The sequence below is a fragment of the Kitasatospora sp. NPDC001175 genome (genome assembly GCF_053598215.1).
The window spans coordinates 1-2,241 of the sequence record NZ_JBSFJU010000194.1 but is presented as its reverse complement, the minus strand read 5'-3'; the positions used below and the strand labels follow the sequence as shown (position 1 = coordinate 2,241).

The following is a 2,241-nucleotide window of genomic DNA, read 5'->3' as shown; positions in this document are numbered from 1 at the left end:
TAGCTCGCTGGGCTCATAACCCAGAGGTCGCAGGTTCAAATCCTGTCCCCGCTACCACCAGGGCCGGGGTTGGCGCATGAATGCGCCAACCCCGGCCCTGTTCGTTGGTCGGCCCGCTGTGCAAGCAGGACTCGCCGGGAGCTAGCTGACTGTCCGGCAGATGGCCGTCCTCACCCAGAAGGCCTCCACCCAACGGTCGAGCTGTTCGCGTTCTAATACGGCGTCAGCCGGCGGAGGCGACCCAGCCCTCGCAGGTAGTCGCGGCCGACCCGGTCCAGCCCGCCCGCCGTGGCCTCGGCTGTGTCCCGGCCGTCTGGCCGCACGGTCAGGAACTCCGGAAGGTCGGTCGCCGAGAACAGGTCGAACAGCATCGCCGAGCGTGGGTTCCAGCGCCGCCCGAGCTGCTCGCGCCACTGCCCGAGCTCGCTCTCGGGCTGGTGGGTTGCCAGCAAGTGGAGGCTCAACGACAGTTCCGAGGACATGTCGGCGGCCGGTGCGATCCGGGTGAGCGCCAAGTCCTGGTCGGTGAAGCAGATCTTCAGCACCTCCTGATCCTGGGCCCTCCCGCTGCTCGACGACAAGGCATTCGTCGTGAAACGAATCCCTGGCTCCCGGGGCGCCCGCTGGCGCATCGTCATCAGTGGCAAAGCCAAGACGGCCCTGCGGCGGACGCGGGAGATCCGCCGCAGGGCCGACGACTGTGCAAACTCAAGGAGAGACACCAACCATGCGCATGCACACCTGGACACGCCAGACCGTCCTGGCCCTTGGCGCGGCTGCCGCCCTGGCCCTGGCCGCCGGTTCCGCCCACGCCGCAGGCAGCAGCCTCGGGACGGGCAGCTCCGGCCCAGCCGTCGTCTGCCTCCAGCGCGCCCTCGACGACGTGGACGCTGCAGGCCTGCAGGCCGATGGCCAGTTCGGCACCCGCACCCACAACGCCGTCGTGAACTACCAGCACGAGCACGGCTTGAGCGCGGACGGCACCGTCGGCCCGATCACCGGCGGCTCCATCAAGAACGCGGTCAGCCAGGCCTACTACGCCGCGCACCGCGCCAACGACCCGTCCCAGGTGGAACTCGGCAGCTGGCTGGCCAACTGCAGCGGTCAGCTGCCGGGCTGACTCCGGCACGCCGGGCCGGGCGCGCCCGGCCCGGGAAGGCGAAGGAGAGGTCCAGCACCACTCGGTGCTGGACCTCTCTGCGTTGACGGTGGCCGGAGTCGGCCCGGCCTCGTCCGCTGGAAGGACTCGTTCAATCCGCGCGCACCTCGGGCAGCGGATCGACGGCTGAGGCCAGTGCCGCACCGTGCCCACTGCGGCCGTGCTCGTACTGGCGGGCATCGGGCTACGGCCCAGATCACGCGCCTGGGAGCCGGTGCGGGCGGCCAATTCGGGCGAGTGGTGCACCAGTGGCTCCCGACCGGTCGGGCCGCCCGGGAACTGTGATCGTTTTCGGCTGTGTTCGGCTGCTCGCGCGTGGGTTCGCTACTGGTCGTTGAGCAGGGCGAGTCCGACGTCGTAGCAGGGAGCGCGGTGGCGAGGTGGGCTTCGAGGATCAGGCTCTGCACCAGGCGCGTGCTGGGCGGCGCGCCCTCGCCGCGGCGGCAGGCGTTGACGGCGAGGATGCCGTCGGGCAGCGGGGCCTGGGCGGTGGGCTGCCACTGCGTTTTCAGTCGTTGGTGCTGGTGATGGTCCACCAGGAAATCTGGTCGCTGGAGGCGGTGATCCAGGGCCCAGTAACCTGCGCCAGGCGCGGTTGCGCACTGCTGTCAAAAAGACACACAGTGCGAAAGCCGGTGGTGAGAACCCGTCCGCACCCTGCAGCTGCAATGCTGAAAAGGCTCAGCCCCTCCTCTGCCACGGCCCCTGGCCCGGCGACGCCCAGCTACGCCTGGAGGTCACCGCCGCTGCGTGGACCGAGTTAGGTCGCGCCCGGCGCCCTGAGGGCTCGCGGTAGAGCCGATGTCGTAAATCGCTGTCGGTCGTGACCATCGACTGGAACAACCCCGTTCGCACGGCCGAGGTCGGCCGGGCTCACGCCACGTGCGTGACCAGGGAAGCGGGGGACCGGGATGAAGATTGCACGAGTGACGAAGCCCGGAGCGCCGGGCCGCGCCGGACGGCTGCGCCCGATGGCGGCCAGGCTGGGCCTAGGCAGTGTCCTGGCGATCACGAGCGAAGCCAGATGACGAGTGCGGCTGCGGTGACGGTGCCGAGGTAGACGTAGCCGCGCTTGTCGAATC

2 protein-coding genes are annotated in these 2,241 nt (G+C 69.7%); one reads left to right on the top strand and one right to left on the bottom strand.

Features of this window, described 5'->3' with window-relative positions; translation table 11 throughout:
• Window positions 1–212 precede the first annotated feature (212 nt).
• On the bottom strand, window positions 213–545 hold the full coding sequence (locus tag ACWDAK_RS41040) for a hypothetical protein (RefSeq protein ID WP_449806590.1): 333 nt from the start codon (window positions 543–545) through the stop codon (window positions 213–215).
• A 182-nt stretch (window positions 546–727) separates the two neighbouring features.
• Between ACWDAK_RS41040 and ACWDAK_RS41035 the strand changes: the two genes are divergently transcribed.
• Window positions 728–1,120 (top strand): peptidoglycan-binding domain-containing protein, encoded by a 393-nt coding sequence (locus ACWDAK_RS41035; protein ID WP_427396337.1) that lies wholly within the window; start codon window positions 728–730, stop codon window positions 1,118–1,120.
• Window positions 1,121–2,241: the final 1,121 nt, after the last annotated feature.